Here is a 1,924-nt window from a genome sequence, read left to right as displayed (position 1 = left end):
CCCCCCCAGCCGCTCCAGGACCTCGTCCAGCGGCATCGGCTCCTCGCGGGCGTGCAGCAGGAAAGCGGGGCGCACCGCCATGGTCAGGGCGGTGACCACACCGAACGCGCCCAGCCCCACCCGGGCCGCGTGGAACAGGTCGGGTTCCCGCTCGGCCGAGCACTCCACGACCGACCCGTCGGCCAGGACCATCTCCAACCCGACCACCTGGCTGGCCAGCCCGCCCGCGTCGCGCCCGGTCCCGTGCGTGCCGGTCTGCACGGCTCCCGCCACGGTCTGCACGGCGATGTCGCCCATGTTGGACAGGGCCACCCCCTGCTCCGCCAGAGCGTCGTTCAGGTCGCACAGGGGCAGCCCCGCCTCGACCGTGACCGTCCCAGCAGCCGGGTCGACCGAGCGCACGGCGGTCAAAGAAGTGGGGGAGAGGAGGAGACCGTCGGTGACGGCCACGTCGGTGAAGGAGTGGCCGGCCCCGCCCATCCGGACCCGCAGGTCCTCCGCCGCGGCGGAGGAGACGGCCGCGGCGACCTCCTCGGTGCTGTTCGGGGCCGCCGTCCGCCGGGGGCGCGCCTGGTGAGTACCCGCCCATGTGGTCCACAACACGTCAGTCATGCGACGTGACATTACCCACCAGTCACTTATGTGGCCAGAGGGGGGCGGGACGAAGCGAGCCGAAGAACACGGGGCGCCGCGGCGGGGGCGGTCCAGGGGGTGCCCGCAGGGCTGGTTTGATAGGTCCCATGAGGCCTTACGACGCGTTTTTGCTGATCTCCTTCGGCGGACCGGAGGGCGAGGACGAGGTCATCCCCTTCCTGGAGAACGTCACCCGCGGGCGCAACATCCCCCGCGAGCGGCTGGCCGAGGTGGGAGAGCACTACTTCCTGTTCGGTGGCGTGAGCCCGATCAACCAGCAGTGCCGGGACCTGATCGCCGCGATCACCGATGACTTCGCCGCGAACGGGGTGGATCTGCCCATCTACTGGGGCAACCGGTTCTGGGAGCCGATGCTCACCGACACCCTCGCCAGGATGCGGGACGACGGCGTGCGCCGGGTGCTGGCTCTGCCCACCTCCGCGTACTGCAACTGGTCCAGCCGGACCGCCTACCACGAGGACATCGACCGGGCCCGGGCCGCGCTGGGCGACGACGCGCCCGAGATCGACCTGATCCGTCCCTTCTACGACCATCCAGGCTTCATCGAGCCGCTGGTCGAGCACACCGCCGCCGCCCTGGCCGCGCTCCCCGCCGATCAGCGCGCGGGCGCGCGCCTGCTGTTCTCCGCGCACTCCATCCCCACCGCGATGGCCGAGGCCAGCGGCGGCCCGGACCAGGGGTTCGGGCCCGAGGGGGCCTACGGGGCCCAGCTCGCCGAGGTGGCGCAGCTGGTGGCGGAGCGGCTCGACGGCGAGTACCCCTACGAGGTCGTCTACCAGAGCCGCAGCGGCCCGCCCAGCCAGCCCTGGCTGGAGCCGGACGTCAACGACCGCATCGACGAGCTGGCCAAGGAGGGGGTCCCCGCGGTCGTGGTCGTCCCGCACGGCTTCGTCTCCGACCACATGGAGGTCAAGTTCGACCTCGACGTGGAGGCCCGCGAGACCGCCCAGAAGCTGGGCATCGGCTATGAGCGCGCGCTCAGCCCCGGCACCCACCCGCGCTTCGTGTCCATGGTGACCGAGCTCGTCCGCGAGTACACCGACCGTGGGGAAGTGGTGCGGATGAGCGGTCTGCCGCGGTGCGTGGAGGGCGGTCAGGCCTGCTGCCGGCAGCGCTGATCCGACGCGGGCGGAGGGCCCCGGTCCTCCGCCCGGCCATGCTTGTTCGGGCGCCCGTGCGGCCAGGGATCCTTGCCCGCCCGTCACCCTCCACGGACGCCTGCGGCGCGGTACCTCCCTCTTCGTCGCCCTCCACCGCCCTCAACGGGCGC

General features: G+C 72.3%; 2 protein-coding genes. One reads left to right on the top strand and one right to left on the bottom strand.

Translation table 11 applies throughout. From position 1 onward, the window contains the following. A partial coding sequence (locus D471_RS0109130) for an FAD-binding protein (protein WP_017598342.1) occupies nucleotides 1-612 on the bottom strand: 612 nt, incomplete at its 3' end. Nucleotides 613-740: 128 nt separating this feature from the next. On the opposite strand from D471_RS0109130, the gene D471_RS0109125 reads away from it, so the two are divergent. After that, nucleotides 741-1,772: a ferrochelatase gene (locus D471_RS0109125; protein ID WP_040688992.1), complete on the top strand. Its 1,032-nt coding sequence runs from the start codon at nucleotides 741-743 to the stop codon at nucleotides 1,770-1,772. Nucleotides 1,773-1,924 lie beyond the last annotated feature (152 nt).

The organism is Nocardiopsis lucentensis DSM 44048, from assembly GCF_000341125.1.
Lineage (GTDB): Bacteria > Actinomycetota > Actinomycetes > Streptosporangiales > Streptosporangiaceae > Nocardiopsis > Nocardiopsis lucentensis.
Note: the sequence above shows the minus strand (reverse complement) of the source record. Positions and strands in the feature narration are given on the sequence as shown.

What these genes read in the sequence shown, in the direction of transcription:
- D471_RS0109125 (WP_040688992.1), top strand. Translation starts at nt 741, where the DNA reads ATGAGGCCTTACGACGCGTTTTTGCTGATCTCCTTCGGCGGACCGGAG.